At 43.1% G+C, this 26605-nt stretch carries 22 protein-coding genes and 1 tRNA gene; 11 read left to right on the top strand and 12 right to left on the bottom strand.

The features are described from left to right. Nucleotides 1-70: 70 nt before the first annotated feature. The 3 genes from DSL64_RS16325 to DSL64_RS16315 all read right to left on the bottom strand — a co-directional run bounded on the left by DSL64_RS16325 (nucleotide 71) and on the right by DSL64_RS16315 (nucleotide 5193). The gene (locus tag DSL64_RS16325; RefSeq protein ID WP_115831983.1) at nucleotides 71-3127 is read right to left on the bottom strand and encodes a serine hydrolase domain-containing protein; all 3057 of its coding nucleotides are present in this window, start codon (nucleotides 3125-3127) and stop codon (nucleotides 71-73) included. Nucleotides 3128-3308: 181 nt separating this feature from the next. After that, nucleotides 3309-4022, bottom strand: a complete 714-nt coding sequence (locus DSL64_RS16320) for an ATP-binding cassette domain-containing protein (RefSeq protein WP_115831982.1) — start codon at nucleotides 4020-4022, stop codon at nucleotides 3309-3311. A gap of 55 nt (nucleotides 4023-4077) precedes the next feature. After that, nucleotides 4078-5193 (bottom strand): acyltransferase family protein, encoded by a 1116-nt coding sequence (locus DSL64_RS16315; RefSeq protein WP_115831981.1) that lies wholly within the window; start codon nucleotides 5191-5193, stop codon nucleotides 4078-4080. 255 nt (nucleotides 5194-5448) lie between these two features. Here DSL64_RS16315 and DSL64_RS16310 point away from each other — a divergent pair, with 255 nt between their 5' ends. After that, nucleotides 5449-5853, top strand: coding sequence for a hypothetical protein (locus tag DSL64_RS16310; protein WP_115831980.1), 405 nt, complete (start codon nucleotides 5449-5451; stop codon nucleotides 5851-5853). A gap of 79 nt (nucleotides 5854-5932) precedes the next feature. Here the strand turns inward: DSL64_RS16310 and DSL64_RS16305 are convergent, their stop codons facing one another. The 5 genes from DSL64_RS16305 to asnS form a co-directional block, all read right to left on the bottom strand. Next, nucleotides 5933-7603, bottom strand: a complete 1671-nt coding sequence (locus DSL64_RS16305) for a complex I subunit 4 family protein (RefSeq protein WP_115831979.1) — start codon at nucleotides 7601-7603, stop codon at nucleotides 5933-5935. A 78-nt stretch (nucleotides 7604-7681) separates the two neighbouring features. Next, entirely contained in the window at nucleotides 7682-9631 is a 1950-nt protein-coding gene (gene nuoL, locus DSL64_RS16300) for an NADH-quinone oxidoreductase subunit L (RefSeq protein WP_115831978.1), read from the bottom strand. Between the two features lie 57 nt (nucleotides 9632-9688). Beyond that, complete coding sequence (locus tag DSL64_RS16295) at nucleotides 9689-10900, bottom strand: serine hydrolase domain-containing protein (protein WP_115831977.1); 1212 nt, start codon at nucleotides 10898-10900, stop codon at nucleotides 9689-9691. A gap of 96 nt (nucleotides 10901-10996) precedes the next feature. Further along, on the bottom strand, nucleotides 10997-12088 hold the full coding sequence (locus DSL64_RS16290) for a T9SS type A sorting domain-containing protein (RefSeq protein ID WP_158547936.1): 1092 nt from the start codon (nucleotides 12086-12088) through the stop codon (nucleotides 10997-10999). A gap of 121 nt (nucleotides 12089-12209) precedes the next feature. Then, on the bottom strand, nucleotides 12210-13646 hold the full coding sequence (gene asnS, locus DSL64_RS16285; protein ID WP_115831975.1) for an asparagine--tRNA ligase: 1437 nt from the start codon (nucleotides 13644-13646) through the stop codon (nucleotides 12210-12212). A 189-nt stretch (nucleotides 13647-13835) separates the two neighbouring features. On the opposite strand from asnS, the gene DSL64_RS16280 reads away from it, so the two are divergent. The 3 genes from DSL64_RS16280 (at nucleotide 13836) to DSL64_RS16270 (ending at nucleotide 15499) form a co-directional block, all read left to right on the top strand. Further along, the gene (locus DSL64_RS16280; RefSeq protein ID WP_229217114.1) at nucleotides 13836-14504 is read left to right on the top strand and encodes a hypothetical protein; all 669 of its coding nucleotides are present in this window, start codon (nucleotides 13836-13838) and stop codon (nucleotides 14502-14504) included. Between the two features lie 61 nt (nucleotides 14505-14565). Then, entirely contained in the window at nucleotides 14566-15345 is a 780-nt protein-coding gene (locus tag DSL64_RS16275) for an enoyl-CoA hydratase/isomerase family protein (protein WP_115831974.1), read from the top strand. An 80-nt stretch (nucleotides 15346-15425) separates the two neighbouring features. After that, a tRNA-Arg gene (locus DSL64_RS16270) sits at nucleotides 15426-15499 on the top strand. Nucleotides 15500-15658: 159 nt separating this feature from the next. Here the strand turns inward: DSL64_RS16270 and DSL64_RS16265 are convergent. Next, on the bottom strand, nucleotides 15659-18307 hold the full coding sequence (locus DSL64_RS16265) for an ABC transporter permease (RefSeq protein WP_229217113.1): 2649 nt from the start codon (nucleotides 18305-18307) through the stop codon (nucleotides 15659-15661). Between the two features lies 1 nt (nucleotide 18308). After that, complete coding sequence (locus tag DSL64_RS16260; RefSeq protein WP_115831973.1) at nucleotides 18309-18641, bottom strand: PadR family transcriptional regulator; 333 nt, start codon at nucleotides 18639-18641, stop codon at nucleotides 18309-18311. A gap of 375 nt (nucleotides 18642-19016) precedes the next feature. On the opposite strand from DSL64_RS16260, the gene DSL64_RS16255 reads away from it, so the two are divergent. The 5 genes from DSL64_RS16255 to DSL64_RS16235 all read left to right on the top strand — a co-directional run bounded on the left by DSL64_RS16255 (nucleotide 19017) and on the right by DSL64_RS16235 (nucleotide 22195). Continuing rightward, nucleotides 19017-19751 (top strand): hypothetical protein, encoded by a 735-nt coding sequence (locus DSL64_RS16255; protein WP_115831972.1) that lies wholly within the window; start codon nucleotides 19017-19019, stop codon nucleotides 19749-19751. Between the two features lie 96 nt (nucleotides 19752-19847). Beyond that, on the top strand, nucleotides 19848-20396 hold the full coding sequence (locus tag DSL64_RS16250; RefSeq protein WP_115831971.1) for a TatD family hydrolase: 549 nt from the start codon (nucleotides 19848-19850) through the stop codon (nucleotides 20394-20396). Further along, entirely contained in the window at nucleotides 20396-21121 is a 726-nt protein-coding gene (locus DSL64_RS16245) for a tRNA threonylcarbamoyladenosine dehydratase (RefSeq protein ID WP_115831970.1), read from the top strand. The genes DSL64_RS16250 and DSL64_RS16245 overlap by 1 nt, the downstream gene beginning before the upstream one ends. A gap of 37 nt (nucleotides 21122-21158) precedes the next feature. Beyond that, nucleotides 21159-21902, top strand: coding sequence for a subclass B1 metallo-beta-lactamase (bla, locus tag DSL64_RS16240; RefSeq protein WP_115831969.1), 744 nt, complete (start codon nucleotides 21159-21161; stop codon nucleotides 21900-21902). A 23-nt stretch (nucleotides 21903-21925) separates the two neighbouring features. After that, entirely contained in the window at nucleotides 21926-22195 is a 270-nt protein-coding gene (locus DSL64_RS16235; protein ID WP_147300380.1) for a hypothetical protein, read from the top strand. Between the two features lie 10 nt (nucleotides 22196-22205). Here the strand turns inward: DSL64_RS16235 and DSL64_RS16230 are convergent, their stop codons facing one another. Next, nucleotides 22206-23435: a carboxypeptidase-like regulatory domain-containing protein gene (locus tag DSL64_RS16230; RefSeq protein ID WP_115831967.1), complete on the bottom strand. Its 1230-nt coding sequence runs from the start codon at nucleotides 23433-23435 to the stop codon at nucleotides 22206-22208. Nucleotides 23436-24032: 597 nt separating this feature from the next. On the opposite strand from DSL64_RS16230, the gene DSL64_RS16225 reads away from it, so the two are divergent. Further along, nucleotides 24033-24545, top strand: a complete 513-nt coding sequence (locus tag DSL64_RS16225) for a hypothetical protein (RefSeq protein WP_115831966.1) — start codon at nucleotides 24033-24035, stop codon at nucleotides 24543-24545. 36 nt (nucleotides 24546-24581) lie between these two features. On the opposite strand, the gene DSL64_RS16220 is transcribed toward DSL64_RS16225, so the two are convergent. Next, entirely contained in the window at nucleotides 24582-24956 is a 375-nt protein-coding gene (locus tag DSL64_RS16220) for a hypothetical protein (protein WP_115831965.1), read from the bottom strand. 128 nt (nucleotides 24957-25084) lie between these two features. On the opposite strand from DSL64_RS16220, the gene DSL64_RS16215 reads away from it, so the two are divergent. After that, a complete protein-coding gene (locus tag DSL64_RS16215; RefSeq protein ID WP_115831964.1) occupies nucleotides 25085-26554 on the top strand; it encodes a glycosyltransferase family 39 protein in 1470 nt (489 codons plus the stop codon). Nucleotides 26555-26605: the final 51 nt, after the last annotated feature.

The following is a 26605-nucleotide window of genomic DNA, read 5'->3' as shown; positions in this document are numbered from 1 at the left end:
TGCAATCTGCCTTCAAATTGCACATTGAACTGGTAAAGTTAGAGATATTTTCGGATACATTTTCACCAATTTAGTGAAGAACGGATTTCCTTTCAGTCAGAGCGGTGTATACTACATCGTGAATTTTTCTGCGGATTCTCTGGGTGGTGATTGCATTATTTTCTGCGTCGGGATTAACTCTGTTAGAGAGAAATATGAACAGCAGATCTTCGTCGGGATCTACCCAAACCATAGTGCCTGTGAAGCCGGTATGCCCGAATGAATTAACAGACGCCATCGATGAGACATAAGAACTGTTACCATCTGAAGGTGCCTTGTCCCAACCCAATCCGCGGTGACGGGATGCGTCGTACATGCGGGAAAACAAAGGCACAGTTTCTGATTGAAAATATTTCTTCCCGGCATAATTTCCTTTCCACAAATTCATCTGCATCAGTACAGCCAGATCTCTTGCTGTTCCAAACAAACCGGCATGCCCGGATACACCACCTACTTCAGCGGCCATCTGATCGTGTACTGTTCCCTGGAGCAGCTGCCCGCGATAGCGGTAATCCAGCTCGGTGGGAGCAATCTGCTTTTCTGAAAACCGGCGTAACGGATTGAACCCAAGGTTGGCCAATCCCAGTGGTTCGTAAATATTAGCAGAAACAAAAATATCTAGGGGTTGTCCACTTACTTTTTCAATGATTTTCTGCAAGGTCATGAAACCGAGATCACTGTACAGATAGCCATACTTACCCGCCCCTTCCTTTTTATTATTCATCGGGGACTTTACCACCCATTTCCATACCGAATCTCGCAGTGCCCCTTTTGCGAAAAGTTTAGGAGCAACCTGAAGATAATAGCTGCTATCTTTTTTGGAGCTGTAGTATTGTGGCAAAAGTCCTCCGCCACTGGTTTTGGTTCTGTCCCACAAGGAAGGATAGAAAGAAATCATTCCTGAACGATGCAGCAATAAATCACGGATTGTAAAATTTTCCTTGCTGGTTGCCAGCAGTTCGGGAAGATAGTGCGATGCTCTTTCATCCAGATTAATTTGCTTCCGGTCATAAAGAAGCATGATAGATTGCAATGTTGCTGACACTTTGGTAAGAGATGCCAAGTCATAAATCGTTTGCTCATTTACACGTTCAGGAAAGCGATAATTCAATCCCCCGAACTGTTTATCATAAACAATCTTTCCTTTCCGGGCCACCAGTACCTGGCATCCGGGAAATATCTGGTTTTGCACAGATGAAGTAGCGATGGCATCTATTCTGCTCAGCACAGCTGCATCCATACCAACGCTTTCAGGTGTACCGAATGCGATTCTGTCCAGAGCCGAAGTGGTAACACCGGAACCTACTTTGTAATTCAGTACTGAAACCGGCAGACGTCCTTGCGATGAAAGGGCTCCAAAAAGAATCTGAGGAACGATTTCCTGTTGTTCCTTCCCATCCTGGTTGGTACAGATCAGCACATCAGTATCCGGGAAGAAGCGGATGCTATAGGGCGAACCAAAAAGACACAACACGATTTTCTTTCCCTGCTCTTTCAGTTTGGTTACGAAGTTGACAGTTTCCGTAGTAACACCATAATATCTTTTCGGGTTAGACGATATACCATGTACGTCCACGATCACTGTTTCGTAAGGTTGCAGATATGTTAGCATTTCGTTGATCTGCCCTTCTGTCGGCGAATCATAGAAATTATAAGAACGCATTGGTTTATAAGTAGATAACATCTTCTGGAAAGAACTACTACTTCCTTCCCCTATACTTACCGAAGCAATTTTATTATCGCCTACTGTTCCGAAAGGAATCAGGTTATTGTCATTTTTAACAACCGTTACAGATGCCTCGCATAGCTCACGATAAAGCATTTTACTGCTTTCGCTATTCAAATCCGCATACAAATTGTTGGTATCTATGGGCTGATATTTGCTTAGTCCGGACCAGTACTTGGCCTGAAGAATTCTCTTTACCTTGTCGTCAATAATTTTTTCGCTGATGATTCGCTGAGCAATGGCGTCTTTGATTTTCGTGATTGTCTCCGCCACATTTTCAGGATAAAGCAGAACATCATTTCCGGCTACAAGCGCCTTCATATTTACTTCAGCAGCTTTGCCTGTTTTAAGCACCCCACGCATATTCATGGCATCTGTAAATACAAGTCCGCGGAAGCCGAGTTCCTTACGCAAAAGTCCGTTGATCACCTTCTCAGACAATGAGCTTGCCAGCTGAGGCGTGCTGTCCAGTATAGGAACATGCAAATGTCCGCTCAAAATGCCCATCAGACTATCAGCGATCATGCGGCGATAAGGGTACAAATCGGTTTCAGTCAACTGCTCCATGGTATGTGTAAGCACAGGGAGCGTGAAATGAGAATCCGCATCCGTATCACCATGTCCGGGAAAGTGTTTTGCGGTCGCGATCACCTTGTTGTGCTGCAACCCTTTCATGTAAGCAATCGCCTTGCGCGTTACGTTTTCGCGGTCTTCTCCGAATGACCTGATACCAATTACCGGATTATCAGGATTGTTGTTAATATCAGAAACCGGTGCAAAATTAATCTGAATGCCCATTCTGCGGCACTGACGTGCAATATCAGCACCCATTTTGTATACCAATTCATCATTTTGTATAGAACCCAGTACCATTTGTTTCGGGAATGAAATGGTACTATCGAGTCTCATGCCAAGTCCCCATTCCCCGTCGATTCCGATAAATAGAGGTACTTTCGAACGTGATTGGTAGCGGTTGGTTAGTGACGCCTGGCTTACAGGTCCTCCCTGAAAGAATATCAGTCCGCCGATATGGTAATCGGCAACCAGTTTATCGATATAGCGGTAGTGCGATTCATCCTTGTTCGAGAAAGTAGCGATCATAAAAAGCTGACCTATTTTCTCTTCAAGAGACATAGTCTGAAGTGTACTGTCTACCCAATGGTTTTCAGGTAAAACCAGTACAGGGCTTTTTCTTTTTCTGGGAGCCTTTACTGCTGCAGGTTTGTTTTCGGATACGATAGGTAGAGAAATTTCAGTGCGTGTACTTATCATTTTCCACGCAACTGCCACCACTGAACTTAGCACAACCAACAATACTATACCTGCGACAACCCGTATGCGGTTGACAAACCAAATCTTCATAATTATAACACTGACTTTAACGAGGTCACAACATCCATTACTATTAACATTTCCTGCGGGAGGTACCAATCATTACAATAATAACAAGAATCGTGTCAAATAAATGCAACTATTTTTTGTTTTAAGGCAATTCTAATAAATAATTGTTAATGGCTGTTAATACGTAAAAAGAGATAAAAGGTTACTGGTTGCCAGTGAGTTTTCTGAAAATAGCTTCCAGAGATTCACCCGATTGGCGCAAGGTATCCAACGAACTATCACTCACAACTTTTCCTTTGTTGATGATAATCACCCTGTCGCACAGCGCTTCCACTTCCTGCATAATATGCGTAGAAAAGAGTACGGTCTTATTGCTGCCGGCTGTACGAATAAGTTCACGTATCTCCAGTATCTGATTGGGATCAAGACCCGTAGTAGGCTCATCAAGGATCAGTACTTCAGGATCGTGAAGAAATGATTGGGCAAGGCCGACGCGCTGCCGGTAACCTTTCGAAAGTTGTCCTATTTTTTTATGTTGCTCCACTTCCAGTCCGCACATGGAGATTACCTCGCTAATCCGTGTTTTTAAAGTAGCTCCACTAATACCGTAAAGCTTTCCGGAAAACTGCAGAAACTCTTTTACATACATATCCAGGTACAGTGGATTGTGCTCAGGCAGGTAACCAATTGCCCTTCTGGCAGGCATAGGTTGGGTGAGCACATCGAAACCAGATACGGAGGCGTTGCCTGAAGTGGGCTGCAGATATCCGGTCAGGATTTTCATAGTCGTTGATTTCCCCGCCCCGTTGGGACCAAGGAAACCAACGATTTCCCCCGGTTTCAGGTCGAAGGAAATGTTATCAATGGCACGTTGTGCGCCGTATATTTTTGAAAGGTTTGTAACCTGAATAGACATGAAGCAAGTAGATTGATTCTGTGTTGAGGCAACAGCATAACCATCACTGTTACCCTTAAACTTTCAAAAATAACTTATTTCTGTATAGAAGGTACATAAATGCCCATTGGACTCCGATAAATGTAATGACTTCTCCCACGGCAGCAACAGGCTCAGGGAACAAATGTAATATCCCTCCGAACAATGCGTGGGCAGTGTATCCGAAATTAATGTAGTCGCCTATCATGTAAATCACAATAGAGTTCATTCCGATCACTACGAAAAAGAAGGTCCATTTTCGGAACTGCAGTACGTCAATCACCCAATAAAACAAGGCAAGCAACAATGTACTGAATCCTCCTGCACACAATACGAAGGAGCTGGTCCATAAGTTTTTATTAATCGGAAAGAATACATCCCACACCAGGCAGAGCAATAAGCTGATCACTCCCGCAAAGGTGAGGTAGATTACTTTATTATTAGCAGAAATTTTCTCCTCGCTGGTACGTAGCAATTCTCCGGCAAAAATTCCCATTAGTCCCGTTGCGATTGCGGGAATGGTCGATACCAATCCTTCCGGATCATGAATGGTTTTGTGCAGATGTCCCGGGATCAAAAGTCTGTCGAAGTAGCTGGCCGGATTACATTCCATTGTAAGCAAACCTGCACCGCAGCCCGGTACCGGAAACCATACCATAAATGCATAGTAACCGATCAGTAAACCTCCAAACCATATCCAGCGTGCCTTTTTATTGGTATACAGATAAATGATCTGGGCAAACATCCCTGCCAGACCTATACGTGCAAGCACACTCGGATAACGCATATTGGCCCATTCTGTATGGAAAATCCCGTTATTGTAAATGATGCCCAGCAGTACCAGAATAATACCTCTCTGAATGACCTTACGGATCAGTTCTGAGGGTGGAACTCCTTTTTCGAGACGACTTCCCAGTGAGAAGGGCGTGGATACGCCAGCCATGAATAAAAAGGTAGGAAAAATGAGATCATAAACCCGGAAACCATGCCAGTCGGGGTGGGTGAATTGCTGTGCCAGGAAAATAGCCCATGACCAGCCCGTTACTTTGGCAAATACTGCAAATATTTCTTCGCCTCCGGCAATCCAGAACATGTCGAAACCACGGAGCGTATCCAGAGATAGGAGCCTGTGCGAAGCAGATTTTTCTTTCATTGTAAATGATAAAGGTATAGGGAAATAAAATTTGGGGCAAACGGTGATTTGTAAAATAATCAGGTTATACAAGTACCGGAAAGTTTTATAGAAATACTATTCGGCACCTGCGGCAAAATTACATTTATTTGAATAAACATATATTTCTGTTTTTAAGTGAAAATTCAAGAGGCATGTTTTTGGGGCGGATATATACTAATTCTGACTGCTGTCGTTATTAGCCTCGAATTAACTCACCCAAAACATTTGTCACCCATGAAAAAGATTTTGATGCTGTCTCTGATTATCTCAGGACTTTGGGTATCAGGCTGTGCCACATCCAATAACGCATCTTCCCGGGACGATTCGGAGCGTTACGAAGAACCGGTAGCCAACCAACGGCTGAATAACAAAAGACTTGAAAAGAACCTTACGAAGTTCAGAGACGAATTGAATCTTTCTAAGCGTCAGGAAAAACAGTTGAAAAAGATTGATAAACGATATGCGCGTCTGGACAGGCGGCTTGCCCGTAAGGAGAATTCCAAACGACGTGATCATAAAGCTCTGGCGTCACAAAAGCGGCAGGATATGCTGGAGGTGCTGACCAACGAACAGCAACAAAAACTGGAAGCGCTTGTGAAAAAGGGACGTTTTAGTTTTGATCAGTGGTTTGGTAAATAAAGAATTATATTCCTGTTTATACCAAAAGAGGTATCGTTACGCAACGATACCTCTTTTGGTATATCCGGTAGATTTGATCTTACTTCAGGCCTTCAATCCAGGCCTCCACAGTAGGTCCGGTAATGTCAAACAGAAGTCCTGGCAGAATTCCTAATAGCAACGCGAGGAATGCCAGCGGAAGTAAAAGACTTATTTCTCTTGTGTTCAGATCGGTTAACAAATGGCTCTGACTTTCATCTTTATACCAAAAAGAACCGAAGAACATGCGCTGATAAGTCCATAAGAAATAAGCGGCTGCCAGTACAATTCCTAAGGTTGACAGAGCCGGAATCAATACATGCATATTATCGGACTGGAAAGCCCCCATCAGTGTAAACAATTCGCCTACGAAACCTGAGAAACCGGGAAGTCCCAGAGATGCGAAGAATGCGATACCTGTCAGAATCGTATATCGGGGCATTACAGTAATAAGCCCGCGGTAATGGTTGATCATCCTGTCGTGCGTACGGTCGTAAACCACTCCGGCCAAAAGGAAAAGCATAGCAGATAAAACACCGTGACTTACCATTTGATAGATGGCGCCATTGATACCCTCGGCTGTAAACGCAGCAATTCCCAGCAGTACGAAACCCATGTGGGAGACGGAGGAATAGGCAATCATCTTTTTCAGATCACTTTGTCCCAAAGCGTTGAATCCTCCGTAGACAATGGATATCATTCCTAATATAGCGAGCGGTACCGTACTGTATTGTGCTTCAAAAGGGAAAAATCCATCCACAATTCGGATAAATCCATAACCACCTATTTTAAGCAAAATACCTGCAAGCACTACCGAAAGTGGTGTGGGTGCCTCTACGTGTGCGTCGGGCAGCCATGTATGAACCGGAACGACCGGTAATTTTACTGCAAATCCAATAAACAAGAACCAGAAAGCAAGCAGACGAACCGGTATATCCAGAATATAGAATCCTGAAAGCGCATTCAGCAATGAACCTGGAATATAGTTGCCTGTATCAGCCAGGTATTCGAAGCGGAAAGTATGAACCAATTGCTCCGGTGCAATTCGTCCGTCAGCCATCCACTGCTGTACCTGAAGGATAATGTCCTGAGCGGGCAAATCTTCCAGCTGTAGCAATCCGATGGCACGTGCTGTTTCTACCGGATCTATGGCTGAAAGATACAAGGCGATCATGGCGATCAGGATCAGCAGAGAACCGAAGAATGTATATATGAAAAATTTCAATGCCGCATATTCCCGTCTCGGACCACCCCACAAGCCGATGAGAAAATACATCGGAAGCAGCATGAATTCAAAAAACAGATAGAACAGGAAGAAATCCTGCGCGAGGAAACAGCCTATGATGCTACCTGTAAGCAGAAGGTAAAGAGAGAAATAGGCTTTAGTTCGCTTTTGGATATTCCATGAACTGATCAGTCCTACGAACAATACCACTACAGCGAGTAAAATAAGCGGAAAGCTGATACCATCTACAGCTATGGCATAATCAATTGATACGATACCCAGTGAACCTATCGGCAGGGTAATCCAGTCTACTTTTTCAGATAGCTGAAAGCCAGGCTGATCCTGAACGAAAAGTGCAAACATCGCAACTGTAGCCAGAATTTCCAGGCTCAGGGTAACCAGTGCGATGAGCCTTGGAGTGCCTGTCTGGTTGTCGGGAAAAGCCGCAACAGCAATGGCACCAAGAAATGGAATAGCAATCAGTAGCGTTAATATATGATCGATCATTATCAGCGTTGGGCAATGGTTCGCTTTACAAGGCGGATAGGTTGCCGGTTTTAAATGTTAAACCTAAAATTATTCTTTTCAAAAATTCACCAGCCACAGAATCAGCAAAAGTACTCCGGTGATGGTTACTACAAAATAGGACTGAATTTTGCCATTCTGTAAACTACGTACTGACTGTCCGGCTGAGCGGATCGAAAATACGGTAAGTTTGATGCCGCCATCCACAATATTCTTATCTCCCCAACCAAGCAAATGTGCCAGCACTACGTTCCATTTGGCAAAAGCGTCGACAAAAGCGTTGACAAAATATTTTTCAATTTTTCCTGACATGTCTGCGATATATGAGAACGGAGCCAGGAAATAGAAGTCGTTGGAATATTGCCGAAGCAACGAGAAGCCAGGTTTTTCAGCTTCTTTTGACAAAACCCGAAATGGATTTTCAGCCTTGGTCTCCTTCAAAGCAAGTGCTATCGATACAATTGTCACTGCCGTAGCGGCTACAGGTACCCAGCCGATGTGAGCAGGATGCTCCACACCCAGAAATGACATGAACCAGCCTGTTGTCGCATCAAAGGGATTCAGGGAGAACCAGACAAATACTGAAAACAGTGACAGCAGCAGCATAGGTACATACATGATTGCAGGCGATTCGTGCGGATGCACATGAGCTGAAGCGTGGTATCTCTTTTCTCCGAAGAAAACCAGCCAAAGCTGACGAGTCATATAGAAAGCGGTAAGTCCGGCCGAGAACATGATTACGATCGGGAATATGTAGCCTAAAGTGCCAAACCCGGAGGCCCATACGAATCCTTCGGTGATGATAGCATCTTTGGAAAGGAAACCTGAAAAGAATGGTAAACCAGCCAATGCTGAGGAACAAATCAAAAAACAAATGAATGTAATTGGCAATGCTTTACGCAGGCCTCCCATATTACGCATATCCTGAGGATCGAAGTCTGCATCTTCCTGCGATGGCGTTACCGCATGTATCACAGAGCCTGCAGAAAGGAAAAGCCCTGCTTTGAAAAAGGCATGTGTGGTGAGATGGAAAAAGGCAGTTTGCCAGCTTCCCAGTCCTACGGCCATCACCATCAGTCCCAATTGTGACATGGTAGAATAGGCCAGCACCCTTTTGATATCCCATACACTGGTAGCTTTCACTGCTCCGATCAGCATGGTGATCATGCCAATACAAACAATGACAAACTTTGCATCAGGTGTAAGTAAAAACGAAATTCTTGCTAAAAGGAAAATACCTGCCGCCACCATAGTTGCAGCGTGAATTAGTGCCGAAACCGGAGTGGGTCCTTCCATAGCATCGGGTAACCAGCCCGACAAAGGGAATTGCGCTGATTTCCCTACACATCCACCGAACAAACATAAACCGATAGCTGTGACAATTCCAGGCTGAAGGGTGTCAATAGAAATAGAAAGCACCTCAAAGTCGGTAGAACCAATATAGTAAAACAGCATTAAAATACCTGTCAGGAAGGCTGCATCACCAATACGGTTCAGTACAAAGGCTTTTTGTGCAGCCCAAACCGGACGAGGTTTCTGATACCAGAAGCCGATCAGAAGATAAGAGCAAAGCCCAACCAATTCCCAGAATATATACATCACCAGCAGGTTGCCGGATAGTATAATTCCGATCATTGAAAAAAGGAATAACTGAATGAAAGCGAAGTAACGGTGCAGGTTTTTCTCATGATGCAGATAGGATACAGAATAGAGCTGTACCAGGAATGCTACAAAATGAACGACTGCCAGCATAATGCAGGTGAGTCTGTCGAAACGAAGAGAGAGTTCAACCGGGAAAGATCCTATCACCATCCATTCAAACCGGACTGTATGCAACACGTCAGGTTGGGCATATAGCATCGCTACTGTAAAACCTGTCGCCGTAAGCGCCGCACCTGCAAAACCTGCCACTTTATTCAGGCCTCTTCCTCCCAGCCAAAGAGCAAAAAATGCCAGAAACGGTAATCCCAGGAGTAAGAGAGCAGGTAAAGTATACGCAGATTCGGGCATGGGTCAAAATTCGTTAATAGGCAAATATCCTGAATTCGTAACCGAATTCAAACTCGGCTAAATTTCACTTTCCACTTCCACGGCTTTGTCGTTACCGTGAATGACTTTTAATATTTCTTTCAGATCGTACGTCGACCGGTTATAGGTGTTTCCAAGTACGATAATTACTGCGTCGTCTTCGGGAGAAACCCATAGCATGGTATTATATCCTTTCCACCAGCCACCATGATAAATGAACTGAGCAGTATTATCTTCTTTCGTATGCATACGGAAGCCGTAACCATAATTGCGTATGCCCGCTCTTTCAAAACTTCTGGGCTTAAAGGCTTCGTCCAATAGTTTTTTATCCAATAGTAATCCTTTGGTCAGGCCATTGTAAAAACGATATATATCTGCCGTAGTAGAATACAATCCTTTATCACCGACTACATCATCGTAATAATCCTTTTCGAGCTGCCGTCCATACTGATGTCCTACTGTACGGTTTTTCACAGCTGCAGCAGTTGTGTCCGTAACAAGGAAAGTTTCCAGCATTCCCAAAGGAGCAAACACCTGGTTAAAAAGATACTCACCAAAAGGTGCTCCTGTTACTTTTTCTACAATTCCGGCCAGTACACAATAGTTGGTATTGCAATAGTTAAATGACCTGCCTGGTCTGTTATACGGTGTCGGAGTGGGCACCACTTTTCCGTACCAATCGATTACTTCCAGATTGGAAGGATATTTTTTTCCGTGCCTTACACTGTCCGGGAAAGAATAAATATAGTTGGGCAGTCCGCTTCTGTGACTGAGTAGCATATCTACCTTCACACCGTGATATGGAAACTCGGGAAAAAACCGCTGCACAGAATCATCCAGACTGACTCTTCCTTCCTGAATCAGTTTAAGAATTGCAACCGCTGTAAAAGGCTTCGACAGGGAAGCCAGCTGAAACCTGGAGTGACTGTTGAGGGTATCCTTTTGCTTGATATGCCCATAACCAAAGGAATTCTGATACAGGATTTTGCCTTTCTGAACAATAAGGACATTTCCGTTAAAACCGGCGTTTCTTTTCTTTCTGAAGATATCAGTAATCTCAGCTATTTTCTTAGCTGTTTCAGCATCCGGATTTTTAATTACTTCGGGATCCAGTTTGGCCGCAACAGCTTTGCTGATTTCCTCAACTTCTTCTTTGCTATGTCCCCTTCTGATCAGTCCCCAGGATATTATAAAAATCACTAAAACGGCAATGATCGCCACCCACACTTTCGGCTGCACTTTTTTCAACATAGGCTTCAAGCCATTTAATTTTCCCAACGTTCTACCCTTACTTGTAATTGCTAAGATTAGCTACTTAAAACTATTACAAATTAAGCTATCAAAACCTTACGGAACTAATACTTTTGCGTGTTGTTTTTTGCCGTTTCGGGTTAAGGCAAGAACGTATATGCCGGCTGGAAGTGGTTTCAAAGGGATGAGGTAGAGACTCTTTATTTCGGAATAAACCAGTTCAGTTTCAACCGGTCGGCCCTGCATATCGGTCAGTTGTAAATCGGGAATTTCGGGAAAATGCCCTTTTACTATGATGGTTCCGTAGGCAACAGGATTGGGAGAAACTGTCCATTCGCTAATTTCAGTATTGATAAAAATATCTCTTACAACGGAATAGGTATAACTTTCATCAAGATCAATCATTTTCAGACGGTAGTAGTTTGCACCCGGCAAGGGGTGTTCGTCCGTGAAGGCGTATTGTGTTCTGCCTTCAGTAACACCCGCTGCATTTACACTTCCTATGGGTGTGAATAAATGAAGGTCTGTACTTCTTTCAACCTGAAAATTTTTGCTGTCTTTTTCCCAACTCGTTTCCCATGTGAGGGCGACATGCTTTTCCTGTAGCCTGGCTATGAATGATGTGAGTGAAACCGGAAGTACGATACTGTGCACCGTCGTATTAATAACAAGCTGGTCAAAATACATTACACCCAGATAGGTGTTGGCATTGGTTCCGTACAGCCGGAACGTTACGCCATTTGAAAGATTGGCTAATCCCATTGGAACAGATACATTGTAAAATGTACCGTCGGCAGACATGCTGAATGTTGTTAAATCAGAAGTAAATCCATCCAGGGAGCTTCTGAGTGAAACACTTTTCGGCCCATCCGGAGACCGCCTTACTCTGAATGATACAGAGTTCAAATCGTATTCGAAAGTGTTAACTGAAAAACCAAATTCGAGATACTTGGGAACGCCTGTTGTATGCCAATAAGTAGTACCATAGGCGTAGTCACCGCCACCAAGGGAATAATAGCGTACTGTCGGTAATCCGTGTTGATTCGCTCCGGTCAGAGCGGCGTTGGAAGGTGAAAAGTTACTGCTGGAAGAATTGCCTGCCAATGTCATATTCATTCCCCAGACAATCTGGAATGACTGGCTTTGAACATGAAATGAAAAAAGCAGAATCGATGATACAATTATCATGATCCTGCTTTGATGTTGATGATAGTGTGTCTTCATTGTGTATGCTTTTAACTTCGTAAAAACCTTACAACTACACTATCCTATACGCCGTTAACTATAAAAAGTAACCGGCTTTATGTTTTTAGAATTCTGCGCTTTTTGGGTAGCGTGGGAATGGGATCACGTCACGGATGTTGGTCATACCTGTTACGAACAGAACGAGTCTTTCAAAACCTAGACCAAATCCTGAGTGAGGCGCTGTTCCGAACTTCCGTGTTTCCAGATACCACCAGATTGTTTCAGGATCAATACCCACTTCATTTACACGTTCGAGGAGTTTTTCGTAATTGTCCTCACGCTGACTTCCTCCGATGATTTCGCCGATGCCCGGGAAAAGTACATCCATCGCCCGTACCGTTTTGCCGTCGTCATCCAGTTTCATGTAAAACGACTTGATCTCACGTGGATAGTTTGTCAGAATAACCGGTTTTTTGAAATGTTTCTCCACCAGATAACGCTCGTGTTCGCTGGAAAGATCAATGCCCCATCCCACAGGGAACTGGAATTTTTTCTCTTTATGGGGCTTAGACTGAAGCAGGATTTCAATAGCTTCGGTATAAGTAAGTCTTTCAAAAGGATTATCCACTACAAAGCGTAGTTTTTCCAGAAGAGGAAGTGACCGTTCGTTTTGAGGTTTGTTTTTATCTTCTTCCGCCAGGCGATTCTGCAGGAAGTTGAGGTCGTCCTTACAATTTTCAAGTGCATAAGTAATGACGGTCTTTACAAAATCTTCCGCCAGGTCCATGTTATCCTGTAATTCGAAGAAAGCCATTTCCGGTTCGATCATCCAGAACTCAGCCAGGTGGCGTGTTGTATTGGAGTTTTCCGCACGGAAAGTCGGTCCGAAAGTATAAATCTTCGAAAGTGCCATAGCACCCAGCTCGCCTTCAAGTTGGCCCGATACGGTCAGGTTGGCCTCGCGACCGAAGAAATCTTCTTTGTAATTGATCTTTCCTTCGTCAGTTCTTGGTGGTTTATCCAGATCCAGCGTCGTTACCCTAAACATCTCACCCGCACCTTCTGCATCCGAAGCAGTGATAATAGGCGTGTGGAGGTAAAAGAAACCTTTGTCGTGGAAATATTTATTGATCGCAAATGCCAATGTATGACGTACGCGAAGGATAGCACTGAAGGTATTGGTACGTGGACGTAAGTGTGCGATTTCACGTAAAAATTCCAGTGAATGCTTTTTAGGTTGAAGCGGATAGGTGTCCACGTCTGCAGTACCGTATACATGCAAATCTTCAATCTGCACCTCAACGTTTTGTCCGGCACCCATGGATTCAACCAGTCTACCAGTGATTTTAAGGCATGAGCCTGTAGTGACTGTCAACAGCAACTCAGGCGAAAACTGACCCGGTTGTGCAACAGCCTGTATATTATTAATGGTTGATCCGTCATTAAGCGCTATGAAAATAGCATTTTTACTTTCACGTTTTGTTCTTACCCAGCCTTTGAGGGTGACGGATTGTGATTCCGGAGCCTGAAGCAATAAATCTTTGATCTGTAACGGTCCCATTGTTTATTAAGTTGTATTGACATATTAACGTTACAGGCTACATAAATAACACTGTATCAATAAATTGTTAACATGTGATTAGATTTCGCGCAAAAATACAAATTAGCCCCTGAAAAGTATCGTGAAACCTGAACTAACTTTTCTACGTTTGTATCGCATTGAAATGTTTTGTCATTAAGACTAATTTTGTTGTCAACATCAGATAAAGCCATTTTCGTTTTGATTAACCGCATAGCAACCTTCCTTTCCGTAGTTTTTCATCCACTGATTATCACTACTTATCTTTTTGCGTTACTATTTCTGATCACACCCGATCTGGTGGGGGTGAGCGCGCTGGAATTGCCTGCAATCGGAAGTTTGTTGTTGCTTATTTTTCTGAATACGTTTGTGGCACCAGCCGTTATCATCTATTACTTTCATCGGTTTGGATTGGTAAGTTCACTGCATGTTGATAACCTGCGCGAAAGGCGTTTGCCGTATCTGGTCACGATTATAATCTACGGTTTTGCCACTTATCTGTTTGGCTGGCAGTTGCAGCCCATCGGCGAACTGGCGCCTCAAATCTCCATTATTCTCGCAGGAGTGACCTTTTCCCTGCTTTTTGTAGGAGCTGTAAGTTTGTTCTGGAAAATCAGCGCGCATGCAACAGGGATTGGCGGAGCGGTGGGAATGATAGTCGCCTTTTTGATGCGGTTCGACGAAACCCTGCTTTTTATACCACTGCTCATGACAATTGTTACCGGTGGTTTTCTTGTTAGTGCCCGTTTGTATCTCAATGCGCATACGCCGGCACAGGTACTTGCCGGTGTCACTGGCGGATTGGCTATCGGTCTTGGTACTGTATTCTTCTTTCTTTAAAATCTAAGATTTCGGGAATTCATCGGTAAAGATTACATTTAGCTATCTAAATTTGAGGACTATGTATCAGTATCTTATTTCTGAAACTACCGACGGAGTTGCCCGACTAACACTGAACCGCCCTGAAGTGTACCACGCACTCAATCCGGGGTTATTGCAGGAATTGTTACAAGCTGTGGAAACTGCTGCTGCAGATGAGTCGGTACGTGTATTACTACTGACTGCCACAGGAAATAAAGCATTTTGTTCTGGTGCTGATCTGACAGCCACTATGCGGTCGGGTAAAAGTGCCGGAGAGTTGCTAAGAGCCTATTATAATCCGTTGATTATTGCACTTCGTACGATACCTAAGCCGGTTGTGTGCCGGCTGAATGGGCTGGCTGCAGGCGCAGGTGCTTCCCTGGCGTTAGCTTGTGACGTTGTGATTGCACAGGAGCAAGCATATCTCAGTCAGATATTTGTGAAAATAGGTTTGATGCCCGATGCAGGCGCCACCTTCTTTTTACCCCGATTGATTGGATTCGCCAGGGCATTTGAAATCGCTACGACAGGCAGGAATGTGTATGCACCCGAAGCGGCGCAAATCGGACTGATTACCCGTTCTGTACCGGAAGCAGAATTAGACAGAGCGGTAGCCCAAACCATCGGTTACTACCGCAACGCACCAACACAAGCCATTGCTGCAATCAAAGAGGCTTTCAATCAAAGTTACCAATCAAATCTTGCAGCCATGCTTGAACTGGAAGCTGCCGGACAAGATAAACTGAGTAAAACGAGCGATGCTGCTGAAGGAATTCAATCTTTTATTCATAAGAGAAAGCCTGATTTTCAGGGGAGCTAAAAATTTGTTAGAAAATATTTTGCCACACTAGTTGCTATTTTAGATTTTATACATACCTTTGCAGTCCAATTAAGAATGTCGGTTTCGTAGCTCAATTGGATAGAGCACCTGACTACGGATCAGGAGGTTTGGGGTTCGAATCCCTACGAGACCACAAAAAGCACCTTTCGCAAGATTGGTGCTTTTTTTAGTATTCAACTCTTTTGTGACCTGACTACGTATCAGGAGGTTTGGGCCGGGCGGCCGGTGCCGTTCGAATCCCTACGAGCCCACTTTTCAGAAGAATTGGTACTTTTTTAGTCTAGACATTTCCTCACTCTCCCCTCAAAACCTCCACAGGATTGCTCCCTGCAGCTTTCATGGTCTGGGAGCCGATCATCAGGAAGGCGATCATCAGGACAACCAATAGGCCAGCGATGGTTTCTATGATTTGCACCGGCGTGTGATAGGGAAAACTGGTCAATATATATTTTTCAAAAAACAGATAAGTAACGGGCAGGGCGATCAGGGCTGATATGGAAAGCAATAGCAGAAAGCCACGGCTCAGTAGGTAAATCAGATTGCCGGATGTTGCGCCCATTACTTTCCGGATACCTATTTCTTTTAGTCTGGTTTCGGTTGTGAATACCACCATGCCAAATAATCCCATGGAAGCGATCGATATGGCAATTACGGACAGAAAACCAATAATTTTGATCATGGCTGAATATTCACTGTATGCATCTTCAATGGCTTTGTCATAGAATTCAGCCTGAAAAGGGTGTGTACGATCCAGTTTTTTCCAGACAGATTGAATTTTTGCCAATGTAGCAGGCACATCTTTACTCTGTATTTTAGCATTGATGATTGCCCGGTCTGCTTGTGTCCAGGGTACGAATGCTACGGGTCCTACAACGTTATCCACCTTTCCGTAATGGAAATCCTGCATGACACCAACGATTTTCATTTTTTGTCGGCTTACTGTAAAATTGCTGAATGAAATCTCTTCGCCTATTGCTTTTTCAGGATCGCCGGCGCCGATATTGAAGCGTTTCAGGAATTGCTGATTGACAATCATTTCATGAACACCGTCGGGCGTTGCAGGATGTGTTACAAAATTCCCTCCGGCAAGAAGTTTGTAGCCATGCAAAGAGAGATAATTTTCATCCACCTGATTGGTGAGTACCAGAGCTGAATCCTGCGAATCCTTGTATTTTACATTTCCTCCCCATGCATTGCCTACGCTCGTTACAATCATCGAACGGGATGTTGCTGTCACCTCAGGTATTTCGCTGAGTTCTCTGAGGAAGGCGTCGGGTTTGTTGCCCTGCATGTCAATATTGAGTACATTTTCGGTATTGAAGCCCAGGTCGAAAGCCAGTATATTTTTGTACTGTGCATAACCAATAGCTGTGGTGGTGATGAAAATCAGCGTAAAGGTATATTGAACTACCGCCAAAGCGCGCCTGAGGGTAATGTGCTTAAACACTTTCACAGATGATACATTCCTGAGCGCAGTAATGGCACTGGTTTTTGAGAAAAATACAGCTGGCATAAATCCGGCTATTACGCCTACTGCAACCGAAAAAACGAGAAATGCTATAACCATAGCAGGGGTGAGGTCAAGTTTTACGAGACGCTGTAATTCGGGAGCCAGGTTGATCAGCTGCGGACGGAGAAAGAGGAACAGGAAAAATGAGAGAAAAAGTGCTGCAAACGATATGATAAATGCCTCTGTGAGAAACTGCCATTTGATCTGGCTGTTTCCTGCACCAATTGCTTTGCGCAAACCTACTTCTTTGAAACGTCGTGTACCACGAGCGATCGACAGATTGGTATAATTAAAGCAGGCTGACAATATCACAACCAAGGCAAGTCCTCCCAATATCCACAGTACGACCGGTGGCAGGTGCGGACCTGCTGATCCCATAGATCTGTTCAGATTTTCTCCTACTACAATGTTGTAAAGAGGAAGTAATTCCAGTTGTATTTTAGTATTGGCATCCGTTTTGTTTTCCTCGTTGGCGATGCTGCGGAGCTGGGATTCTATAGAGGAGATCTCTACATTTTGCGGGAGCAAAACATATACATAGTTTGACCACATATTGGTCCATTTCTGAAAATCCTGATCGGCTTTATTAAGTTGTTCGGCTGTTGAGAGTGATACAAGTGCTTCGAAATGGATATGTGAAAAGAAGGGGATGTCTTTCATGATACCCGTCACCTGGTAGTCAATTGAATCAAATTTGACTGCCTTACCTACTGCCGCTCCATCCCCAAATAGCTTTTTGGCGGCGGTTTCTGTCAATACAACTGAATAAGGCTCTCTCAAAGCTGTTTCCGGATTGCCCTCCAGCATCGGAAATGTGAAGATTTTGAACACCGGGGATTCCGCCCAAAAACCTTTGAGGGGAAGAAAATGATCACCTACCTGCGCATCCTGCGAAAAGCCTTCACGCATAATGGCTACTTCTTCCACTCCGGTCACTTTCTCGTCAATAAGCCTGCCGGTTTTGATAGATGTTGTTCCAAATTTGCCATTTTGCTCACCTTTGATAGTAGCATCGTTAGTGATACGGTAAATTCGCTCACCATTTTTATTGAACCTGTCGTAGGAGCGTAGGTCAAGCAGGAACGAGATCAGTAATAGTCCAACCGACATGCTAATTGCAAGTCCTGCAATGTTGATGGAAGAGAATAACTTGTTGCGCATTAAACCCCTTCCTGATGTTTTAAAGTAGCTCCCGATCATAATCCAGTTGATAAAAAGGTTCGCAAATTCAGGTTTTCGTACTGTATAAGGTCTGAAGAACTTGATAGCATCAATGACGTAAATCAGCTTTGCGCGTCGCGGACCAATGGTTTTTAGATTCCGTTCGAAGAATTCGTTTAAATCTCCGGTGAGATCTTCAACCAGCTCCGGTTTACAATACCATTCTACAAATTGCTCAGCCCATGCAGGCGGATGGTGTTGCTCTTCCATGTCAGGCTTTGTTCCAGGTTAGTGATGGTATTTTGTCCCACAGCTGATCCCGCATAGCCTTGGCCTGAACTAGTGCAGATCTGCCTGCGGAAGTCAATTGATAGAATCGTTTGCGTTTACCGCCACGTGTCTTCGTAGCTTCGCCTAATTCACTTTTTACAAAGCCTTTTTCTTCCAAACGATTGAGTACAGCATGCACTACCCCAAGCTTCACCGAACGACCGGTATGCTCTGAAAGCTCATCACACACCGCTACACTGTAGGCCTCTTCCAGTAATGCTGCTACGGTAAGTAATACCAGCTCTTCAAATTCACCGAGGTTCGTTCCTTTCATAGATTTTACTATTAATTATGTAAATGTATGTAAAATGAAATTTATTATACATACAAAGTGTGATTATATATTTTGAGACGCAGAGATTCACAGAGAGGAAAGAGGTACATTGAGAATAGTTTCAAATGTTCCGTTTTTTTCAATTGTGACGTTGCCAGGCGCGGTTCTTTATAATTTAAGAGCCATTAATTGGTATAATCTCCGTCTGTAAAGGACTCTGATTTTCTCCTTTTTTAACTCTGTGAAGCTCTGTGTAATTCTTTGCAGGCATTGTATTTTCTTCCTCAATTCCCTACCTTAGTCCTCCCCGTTCAAGCAGCACCCGGAACGAATTCGTTACAACATCATTAACTTTTTATTCAAAATCCACCCGGTATGAAACGATCATTCGTTCTTCTGTTTGTTGTGCTATTCATTTCATGTAAAAAAGATTCGCCTGATCCAACCTTTCCTGATGCTGCGCTTTACCAGACTACAGTCGATGGGAAAGTATATACGAGTTATGAGTACCAGAATGGCTTGCTGGTAAAACAAAATCAGTTTGGTCCATGCGATACGCCCCACGGAATGATCAGTTATGGGTATAAGGCTGGTAAAATACAATCAGAAGAAAGTGCTATGAAGGCTCTCTATTCAAGTTTGCCTAACGCAATGTGTGATCCGGCAGGGAGTTATGAAAAGTCATGGAAAAATCTGGAGTATGATACCCAGGGACGGATTAGTAAGATTCTTCTTGCCAAAACATCTATCGAATTTGAGTATAAAGAAGGTGAAGTGATCAAACGTTATTTTCAGGATGGTGCTGCTACCTCTCGCGTACATTATCAGAAGTATGATAATAAAGGCAATCTGATTGAAGAAAGAACGCCGGATACTGTCAATGGAGGTGTAACACACTACGAATATGATGATCACCCCAACCCGCTATATCTGAACAAGGGTATGTATGCTGGTTCCGCTTTCGAAGGGCCAAACAACCCTGTAAAGGCTTTTGATGCGAAGAAGCAGTTGCTGTGGGAAAGAAAGTTTACCTATACCGATAAGGGGCTGCCGGCAAAATGTCTGGAGAGTAATGGCATTACATATGTCTATCATTATCATTACAAGTAATTTTTGAAAGTGTATTACAATATCCATACACATTCAGCACATGAAACGAGTGCGTTGTGCATCCAAAATATTCATGATGACTTTCATAGGGAAACAATGGGGAACCCGGTAAGTATGGGGTTACATCCCTGGTTTCTCAATGATATTGAACAGCAATTTTCAGATTTGAAAAGGAATGCTTCCCGTTCTGAGGTACTGGCGATAGGAGAGTGCGGATTGGATAAGCTGACAGCGGCTGACTGGAATTTGCAGCTTCGTGCTTTTCAAGCTCAAATTCAGCTCGCTGATGAGTTACAAAAACCGCTTATTATTCATTGTGTAAGAGCATTTAATGAGGTGCTGGCGCAATTGAAGCACGTGTCTGTTCCTGTGATTTTTCATGGTGTGAATAATAAATGGACTCATATAGAGCCTGTTGTGAAATCTGGCTATTATCTTTCCTTTGGTAAATCGCTGTTAAGCAGTCAGCCGGCCATTCGCGATGCGTTTCGTAAGACTCCCCTGGAGCAGGTGTTTCTGGAGACAGATGATATGGAAATTGACGTAACGGAGATTTATAAAATAGCTGGGGAAGTGAAGAGTATTCCTGAAAAAGAGATTGTTTTGCAGTTGGAAAAAAACTTTTCACACGTATTCGGTCTATAATGGAAGATTTCTCCTGGTTATCCAGAACAGAATTATTGATAGGAAGAGAAAGCCTGGTCAAACTGAGTAAGGCGCATGTGCTGGTGATCGGGCTTGGAGGCGTTGGTTCGTTTGTAGCAGAGTTTGTGTGCAGAAATGGTGTCGGAACCATGACGATCGTGGATGGCGATACAGTGGATCCGACAAACCGAAACAGGCAGTTACCGGCTCTGTCCACCAACCACGGTGTGAGCAAGGCGGATATCATGGCAGAAAGACTAAGGGCGATCAATCCGGAACTGCAGCTGCATGTGATCAAAACTTTTATCAATCCGGAAGCGGTAGCTGAGATATTGTCTGCTCATCACTATGATTATATCGTAGATGCCATTGATAGCGTTACTCCTAAAATTACATTTCTGAAAGAAGCTTACCAGCGTAACATGCGTATTGTGAGTTCTATGGGAGCAGGAGGACGAATGGATCCAACTCAACTGAAAGTGGTGGATATCTCAAAAACCTATAATTGTAATTTTGCGCAGCAGGTACGGAAGAATCTGAAAAAGGAAGGCATATACAAAGGGATTAAAGCGGTATTCTCAACGGAAGAACAGTTGAAAGAATCGCTCATTCTGACTGACGGAAGTAATTATAAAAAGTCGGCGTACGGAACAATGTCCTATTTGCCGGCCACTTTTGGAGCAGTGTGTGCATCGGTTGTGATCCGCGACCTGATAGCAGATTAATCATCGGATATTTATTTAAATCGAATTCGCAGCCAATATGTTTTTGAAAAAATCAGCAGTTTGTCTCATTTTCCTACTGATCATTTCCTTTTGTCATTCTGCGCAGGTGATCGCACAGCGGTATACTTCCAAAGATTTAATAGTCAGGAAAGTGAAAGAGCGGGTGTACCAGCACACCAGTTTTCTGCAAACAGATAGTTTTGGCAATGTTCCCTGCAATGGAATGGTCGTTGTGGACCATGGCGAAGCGGTGATTTTTGATACGCCTACAAACGATAAGGCTTCAGAAGAATTGATTGGCTGGGTTGAAAAAACGTTAAAATGCAAGGTTGTCGGAGTTGTTGCCACGCATTTTCATGAAGATTGTGTAGGTGGATTGGCCGCTTTTCATCAGCATCAAATTCCTTCTTATGGTTCCGGGCTGACCATTGAACTGACTCAAAAAAACAATTATCCCACGCCTAAGAAAAGCTTTAACGGATTGTTGGAAATATCCGTAGGGGAAGAAAAGGTTACTGTAGAATTCAATGGAGAAGGGCATACACGGGATAATGTGATTGGTTATTTTCCGGCTGAGAAGGTGATGTTTGGCGGATGTCTGATCAAGGAACTGAAAGCCGGAAAAGGATATCTGGGTGATTCGAATGTGAATGAGTGGTCGGCTACCGTTGCTAAAGTGAAAGAGAAATATCCTGATACAAAAGTGGTGATTCCGGGTCACGGTAAAACGGGGAATATCAAGTTGCTGGATTATACAATTGAGCTTTTTGAGAAGAAGTAGGCGTTTATATAAACCTGATGTTTATGGAAACGAGAAACATTAATTTTACCTTGGTGATTGGCCAGGAAGAATTTATGATTCAAACTTCTCGTAATCAATACCATTCGCTGATGACTTTGATAGCAGATAGGTTCAATCTGGCTGATTTCGGGCTATGCAGCGGTATGGGGAGTTGTGGAACTTGTGATGTGGAAATGGATGGAGAATCAGCGTTGGGCTGTGAAATAACTGTGAACGATTCACTTGCCAACACCCGGATTGTCGTTGATAAACAATTGATCTCAATTTATTAACGGAGACAGGCTACTCTTTCGGAGGCTGATAATCCAGCGGCAACATATCCCCTGTTTTCTCCCATCCCCAGTATCCCTCAAAGGTAAGTGCCAATGGTTCTGCAAGACTACCAGATTCATCCAGCACTACTTTTTCCTGCTTCATGGAAATAACCGAAGTTTGAAAAGTCGGTTGCCTTTTTCTGAACATACTTTCCGAAGCAACATAAGCCAGCTCTTCTTTTTCACCCGTATACACTACCTGAAAAAAGCCATCAAATGCGAGGCGTCTCGTGTTATCGTCACTTTTAAGAAGATACTCAGAATAGGGTACGCGGGCGGTATCCAGTTTTTCTATCACCTTTGGTAAACTTGCCTTCGCTAAAATTTTACCAATAGGGTGATCGTCATTAATTGGCTTATTTGTTCCCATAATGGCCAGTTGTTTTCGGGCTTCCTGTAGTTGTTCTTCCGTGGGGCGTTGCGGATTGGGTGTTCTGATCAGTCTTCTCAGGTTAAAGCCTTCCTCTTCCAGTTGTTCTTTTCGCAAAGCTCTCACAAAATGCATGGCCGAGCCATTATAGGCTTTCAGCCTGTTTTTTTGCCATTTCTTTTCCCGGCTTTTACTGCCTTTCATGGGTTCGAACAAAGGGTAACCCAGGTAGGTAAGGTATTTGGAACTGTAATCGTAATTATATTCGATCAGCAGATAAGATATCCGAAAACCGAGTTCAGGGTTCTCAATGATCAACAAATCCTTTGCATTCACCTTCAGTGTATTATCATTTTCATCATAAACGATAATAAGGGTTTCGGGGTTAACCAGTTTACACTTTGCCGCAATTTCACTTCTCCCTATAAATCCTTCCTTAAACAATTCAAGATTGGTATACCACGATGGATCTCTTTTTGTCTTTACCGAAACGGTGTTGAGCTCGGTTTGTGAGGGTGTAAGTTTGAAAACCAAAACCGGAGGCTGTTTGGTATCACCGGGTGACAACGTAACCGGATGCACAATAGGCTCATAACCTACCATAGATACCACCACTTCATAGTGACCATTAGGAAGTGAGAGGCTGAAATTACCAGCCTTATCAGTCACGGTGCCGTATGTGGTATTGGTGATAAATATGTTCGCCATTTCGATTGGCTGATTCGTCGGTCCGTCAATGGCTCTTCCTGTAATCTGCCGGTTTTGTGCGAAAGATAACGTGGCTGAGCATAACAAAAACGTTGAAAAAAGCAGTACCGGAATTCTCATAGTATGGTTGAGTGATGGGTTGCAAAGCTATTAAATTTTAAATTATAACTAAAAAATTAGTTATAAAAATATACTTTGCTAAACCCTTCTGCATATGACAATACGCCGCCAAATAGGTTGATTATGTGTATTTCTGATTGCTATGCATCAAAACAATAGTATAAATGGTTTTTTAGTGTTATTCCAATATTTCATATCAGAGACATTAGGAAGAAGAAGAGGGGAAGGGGTGATTTTTTTCAAATAACGTAATTATAAATATTTTCATAAATTGGATTATTCCAATCAATGAAGATAACTATTTATGATTTTTTTTGAACTGTGTATTCAATCTATTTATTTTGTAATCAATTGATAGACAATAATTAAAATATTTCTATTGAAGATTGTTTCTATCGGTTAAGATTTGTGTAAAATCAAATTGGTAGTAATTATTTAAAGAAAAGTTAACAATGGTTTGTTTGATGGAGAGCCTCGTAGGTACTATATAAAGAAAGATGTGCATGTTGTACTTTAATAATACAACAGAAGATTTTTGAGGTAGTACATCACATGGCGTATTGAGTCGACACAAAACCATTTTAAGGGAAAAGAAAAATGAGACAGATAAAAAAACAAATGAGCACAACACCACTTACAGGTTTAAGGAATTCGATCGGAAATCTTTTTTTGACATACAGCGCGAAATATTCCGAGCTTTTCGGAGTGCTATCGAAGCCTTGGGCTCCGATGGGAACAGGATTGTTAGAAGCGGGGCATGTTGATCAGGTTAGAGATAATTCGAAACCTGCTGATTATGGTAAAAACAGATATTCGGTGCTATACACGCTCAATGCACAATATCAGCATGTAGGATGCTCTTCTCAGGCAGAGGCACAAGCAGTGTTGGCGGGATTAATGACAGATGGGAATCGTATTCCGGTTGGGATCTATGATGGGACTCAGGATACTTTTGAATGGGAAATCATTGGTCAGTACTTCCATAGCCAGGATCCTGCTGATGTGCGTGAAGCACGTAATAAAGAAGTGCTGAGTGTAGCAAAAGCGTTACGTCGCAGAGATGGAAGCTGGCAACCAGGTCATCTGCAAAGACCAGGTATTTATGCCTGATATAATGAAAAAGAGGATCTGAGAGGATCCTCTTTTTCATTTAGCGGGCCATAGCACCACTCTTGTACCGTTCTTAGCGCTGAGGTTCTGATGGAATGCATTACGTTCCGCCTCTGGTAAATTAAATACATTAAACGACGTGCCATCACAATTATAGGCATAGCAGCCAAGGCAGGCCATGTATTCCAATTGATAGTTGATGATCTGTTTACCGTCCACATTGATCAATGTAACCTTCAGAAATTGCTCTGTCTTGTTCGCTCTGGCTGTGTCAATTTTATTTTTCAGCCAGTCAAGGTTATGAATGGGGTCTTCCACACCGCAAGCTTCAACGACAGATAGTTTCGGGGCTTTATCTTTACAGGAGCCTGCTAGAAATAATACTAACAGGATATAGTAGATATATTTCATGAAAATGATTAAATGGTTGGTTTAAATACCAGACACACAATATATTTGTTTGGTTGGTTGAGATAGAATTTTTTTCTGTACAATCAATTTGATCACTCCTTTACTTGACATCTTCCAGGCTCAACACCATGAAAAACGAAAATTTCCCCTGGATTCAGTGGATTTTTACTCTCAGTTTTATCCTGATTACTTTTCTGCCGCGCTCTCTGGACGATACCATGTTCATGGACGGGCTGGTATATGCCTCTATCGCTCGAAATATGGCGATTGGAAAGGGTAGTTTTTTTCAACCTTATTTTGCCGATAGTTTCTGGTTGCCTTACGACAACGATGGTTATTTCTATGGACATCCGCCATTGCAATTTGGCTTGGAATCAGTTCTTTTTCGTGTATTCGGAGATACGCCATTTGTTGAAAATATATATAATCTACTCGTACTGATTGCTACTATAGTCCTGCTGGTGGCTATATGGAAGCGATTTTTCAAAGAATCTTCTTTGCAGGGTATGTCGTGGCTGCCGGTGCTGTGCTGGTATTCTATGTTGATTGTCTGGTATGGTATGCCCAATAATTTTCTTGATAGTACGATGGCCGTATTCTGTCTGTTATCGTGCTACTTTCAACTTTGTGCTTTTGAAAGCAGCACTACAAACAAGCAACGCATTGTATTTTTGCTCCTGGCGGGATTCAGTATATTTTTATCAGTCATGACAAAGGGCCCTGTGGGACTCTATCCGTTGGCATTTTCAGGTATATATCTGTTATTTTACAGAAAATCTAAATTCATAGAAACAGTTCTTCCTACGATTTTGCTCGTTTCTGCCTTCGCATTTCCGCTTCTCCTTTTGTTTTTTTACGAGCCGGCGCGTTTTTTCTTCTCCAAGTATTTTGAAGGACAGGTTGTAAATGCATTGCTTCAGAAAAGAGAAAAAGTGAGCGAAGAATCTGGTGCTCATTTATATCTCCTTAAAGAGCTTTTCAGGAGTGTGTGGCCACACATAACGGCCACTATTGCTCTGTATTTGATAGCCTGGTTTGCAGGAATCAAAACACAATTAGCTCAAAAGACTACACGGATCGCTCTGGTCTGTTTTATGGTAGCGGCTTCCGGAATATTGCCGATGCTGGTAAGCGTGAAGCAATACCATCATTATCTGCTGCCCGCTATGCCGTTTGTAGCGTTACTGTTTGCTGTGCTTATTTCCGAAAGACTTAAAGCGTTATACGAATTGAATCCGCGATTGAGCCGGGTGGCTGCTTTGCTTGCAGCCTGTTGCTGCTGGGTCATTACATTTCAGAAGCTTAATTATCGGAAAGAAAATGTGATTGGCAATAACACACGGCACATCATGAAGTATGTACCACATCATGCTACTTTGGGTGTTTGTAATAACCTGTTGAATAATCCGGATATCTACGCTTATTCTCAACGCTACAATCATATGTCGTTATGTGCTCATACAGATACGACAACTTATACCCTTGTTGACGCCGGTTGTGTCGATACCTACAAGAAAATCGGCCATGAGTTGGTGAGTTTAGAGGGTAATTATTTCCTGCTGATTAAAAAATCCGCCGGGATTTTGTCAAGCCGATAGATGTGTCTTGGTTTAATATTTTGATTTATAGATGTATACGTAAGATTCAGC

It is taken from the genome of Dyadobacter luteus (assembly GCF_003383615.1).
Taxonomy (GTDB): domain Bacteria; phylum Bacteroidota; class Bacteroidia; order Cytophagales; family Spirosomataceae; genus Dyadobacter; species Dyadobacter luteus.
Note: the sequence above shows the minus strand (reverse complement) of the source record. Positions and strands in the feature narration are given on the sequence as shown.

Coding starts and splice junctions, on each gene's coding strand:
- DSL64_RS16325 (WP_115831983.1), bottom strand. CDS start 3,127: ATGAAGATTTGGTTTGTCAACCGCATACGGGTTGTCGCAGGTATAGTA.
- DSL64_RS16320 (WP_115831982.1), bottom strand. CDS start 4,022: ATGTCTATTCAGGTTACAAACCTTTCAAAAATATACGGCGCACAACGT.
- DSL64_RS16315 (WP_115831981.1), bottom strand. CDS start 5,193: ATGAAAGAAAAATCTGCTTCGCACAGGCTCCTATCTCTGGATACGCTC.
- DSL64_RS16310 (WP_115831980.1), top strand. CDS start 5,449: ATGAAAAAGATTTTGATGCTGTCTCTGATTATCTCAGGACTTTGGGTA.
- DSL64_RS16305 (WP_115831979.1), bottom strand. CDS start 7,603: ATGATCGATCATATATTAACGCTACTGATTGCTATTCCATTTCTTGGT.
- nuoL (WP_115831978.1), bottom strand. CDS start 9,631: ATGCCCGAATCTGCGTATACTTTACCTGCTCTCTTACTCCTGGGATTA.
- DSL64_RS16295 (WP_115831977.1), bottom strand. CDS start 10,900: ATGTTGAAAAAAGTGCAGCCGAAAGTGTGGGTGGCGATCATTGCCGTT.
- DSL64_RS16290 (WP_158547936.1), bottom strand. CDS start 12,088: ATGATAATTGTATCATCGATTCTGCTTTTTTCATTTCATGTTCAAAGC.
- asnS (WP_115831975.1), bottom strand. CDS start 13,646: ATGGGACCGTTACAGATCAAAGATTTATTGCTTCAGGCTCCGGAATCA.
- DSL64_RS16275 (WP_115831974.1), top strand. CDS start 14,566: ATGTATCAGTATCTTATTTCTGAAACTACCGACGGAGTTGCCCGACTA.
- DSL64_RS16265 (WP_229217113.1), bottom strand. CDS start 18,307: ATGGAAGAGCAACACCATCCGCCTGCATGGGCTGAGCAATTTGTAGAA.
- DSL64_RS16260 (WP_115831973.1), bottom strand. CDS start 18,641: ATGAAAGGAACGAACCTCGGTGAATTTGAAGAGCTGGTATTACTTACC.
- DSL64_RS16255 (WP_115831972.1), top strand. CDS start 19,017: ATGAAACGATCATTCGTTCTTCTGTTTGTTGTGCTATTCATTTCATGT.
- DSL64_RS16250 (WP_115831971.1), top strand. CDS start 19,848: ATGGGGAACCCGGTAAGTATGGGGTTACATCCCTGGTTTCTCAATGAT.
- DSL64_RS16245 (WP_115831970.1), top strand. CDS start 20,396: ATGGAAGATTTCTCCTGGTTATCCAGAACAGAATTATTGATAGGAAGA.
- bla (WP_115831969.1), top strand. CDS start 21,159: ATGTTTTTGAAAAAATCAGCAGTTTGTCTCATTTTCCTACTGATCATT.
- DSL64_RS16235 (WP_147300380.1), top strand. CDS start 21,926: ATGGAAACGAGAAACATTAATTTTACCTTGGTGATTGGCCAGGAAGAA.
- DSL64_RS16230 (WP_115831967.1), bottom strand. CDS start 23,435: ATGAGAATTCCGGTACTGCTTTTTTCAACGTTTTTGTTATGCTCAGCC.
- DSL64_RS16225 (WP_115831966.1), top strand. CDS start 24,033: ATGAGACAGATAAAAAAACAAATGAGCACAACACCACTTACAGGTTTA.
- DSL64_RS16220 (WP_115831965.1), bottom strand. CDS start 24,956: ATGAAATATATCTACTATATCCTGTTAGTATTATTTCTAGCAGGCTCC.
- DSL64_RS16215 (WP_115831964.1), top strand. CDS start 25,085: ATGAAAAACGAAAATTTCCCCTGGATTCAGTGGATTTTTACTCTCAGT.